This window comes from Methylobacterium sp. WL103, assembly GCF_008039885.1.
Classification (GTDB): domain Bacteria; phylum Pseudomonadota; class Alphaproteobacteria; order Rhizobiales; family Beijerinckiaceae; genus Methylobacterium; species Methylobacterium cerastii.
The window spans coordinates 1-1,748 of sequence record NZ_VRUX01000755.1 but is presented as its reverse complement, the minus strand read 5'-3'; the positions used below and the strand labels follow the sequence as shown (position 1 = coordinate 1,748).

General features: G+C 66.9%; 2 protein-coding genes. Both read right to left on the bottom strand.

Features of this window, described 5'->3' with window-relative positions:
- Window positions 1-325 precede the first annotated feature (325 nt).
- Window positions 326-538, bottom strand: coding sequence for a hypothetical protein (locus tag FV222_RS25085; RefSeq protein ID WP_147763822.1), 213 nt, complete (start codon window positions 536-538; stop codon window positions 326-328).
- A gap of 330 nt (window positions 539-868) precedes the next feature.
- Window positions 869-1,027, bottom strand: a complete 159-nt coding sequence (locus FV222_RS30110; RefSeq protein ID WP_187277467.1) for a hypothetical protein — start codon at window positions 1,025-1,027, stop codon at window positions 869-871.
- Window positions 1,028-1,748 lie beyond the last annotated feature (721 nt).

The window sequence follows — 1,748 nt, the reverse complement described above, 5'->3', positions numbered from 1 at the left end:
GCACCCGGCGACCTTCCGGCCCTCGCCCGGCCTGATCACCTACTACCACCCGCCCGGCCGGAGAGATGGGCATGGCGCCCGGCGCCGACTCGGCCAAGGGCGGCAACGTCGATCAGACCAACAAGATGACCCCGAACGCCGGCGGCACCGCGGGCGGCCCCGCCCGCTGACGCACCGGTTCGTTCGCGGATCGAGAGGCCGGTTCCCGTGAGGGCGCCGGCCTTTTTCGTATCGAGACCCTCGTGCTCGTGCGAGCCGACCGGGATTTTCGAACGCGCTGGGGAATGCGAAGCGCCTTCTTGGCTTGCCCTCAGAGCGATCCGCTTCATGCGCGTCTTGTTTTAGCTTTCACATCCTCACCGTCATCACCCCAGTTTGTTGTGCTGGTGTAGGCATCGCGCGAGTGAGCGTTGGCGGTGACGATGATGCGGCGTGCGACGGCGCGCAGGTCCAGCTTGGCCGGCTTGGTCTGATCGCACAGGGCTCGGTCGGCGGTCGTGAAGGCCGGGTCGTGGCGCGCCGCCACGAGGGCGCTCATGTACAGCGCCGCGCACGCAGAACCGGCTGCCGCCGATCATGGTCGCGGGGCGGAGCGTGGCTGGATTGGCTGACATGCGGGGCCAAGCCCGCTAGGCTGACGATGCTCTTGCGGTCGCGCTGTCTGAGCTCGGCTAGGTCGTAGATCGGCACGGCCGCCACGCGCGCGCCGACGCCCGGGATCGAGCGCAGCAGGCGATGCGCGACCACGCACTCGGCATCGACCTGGATTGCGGGCGTCCAGCTCCGCCTCGATGGCCGCGTAGGCCCCAATCGAGGTCCGCGATGCAGGCGCGATGGCTTGCGATCACGGCCGGTTCGCGCGCCTGCTTCAGGCGGGTGTTTTCGACCCCGCGCATGGCCACCAGCTGCTGGCGCCGGGTGGACAGCGCTTGAGCGCACGGGCGGTGGCGTCGGGCAGCGGGCGGATCGCATCGAGCATGGCCCGAACAAAGCGGGCGATCAGCCCGGCGTCCAGCACTTCAGCCATGGGACCGGTCCGGCATGCAGGCTCGCCGCCAGCCGGGCGGGGCCCAAGCCTGTTCGATCGAGGGCTATCGAGCAGGCGCGGCCGCGCCGGACTGCGATCATGCAGCAGATCGGGGATCCACCGAGCTGCGCCTGCCCCGCTCCTCTACAGCAGCCACCTCAAGATACAGGGATCCAGGACCACTCACGGTACCCACTGAAGCGCAAGCTACGGTTCCGGATTCCAAGCTCTACTGCGCATCCCCGTAATAACAGCGTGGAGCGAAGCCGTGATCGCGCTCCTCCGCTGAAGGGGAGGGAAGAGCCATCCCATCCCCACATAGTTCAAACCGTCAGGTTTCGAACATTCGAATGTAACAAGATGTATCCACATCGAGGATATCATACAGATTGACAAAGTCATCAGCTTGACCATAAAATGGTATCGAGATCTGTGGCGATGAATTCTAGGTGAATGCCGTTTTCAGACTTGATTAAACCGTCCGGCCCTAGCACCCGTAGCGACGGCGACGGACCCTGCGTCCGCGGAGAACCGGTGGCCTGAGGGCCGTTTCCGGTCGTCCGCGGGCGGTGGGGTCGCGAGGCGTCGCCCCGCTTTGCGAGGACGGCCGACGATGCAGGACATCCCCGACGAACGCGGTGCCGACAGGACGATCGTGCGCCCGCCCGAGGTCGTCGTGGTGCGGGCGTCCGAACGGCGGCCGCGCGGCGATGGCCGGCTC

Coding starts and splice junctions, on each gene's coding strand:
- FV222_RS25085 (WP_147763822.1), bottom strand. CDS start 538: ATGAGCGCCCTCGTGGCGGCGCGCCACGACCCGGCCTTCACGACCGCC.
- FV222_RS30110 (WP_187277467.1), bottom strand. CDS start 1,027: ATGGCTGAAGTGCTGGACGCCGGGCTGATCGCCCGCTTTGTTCGGGCC.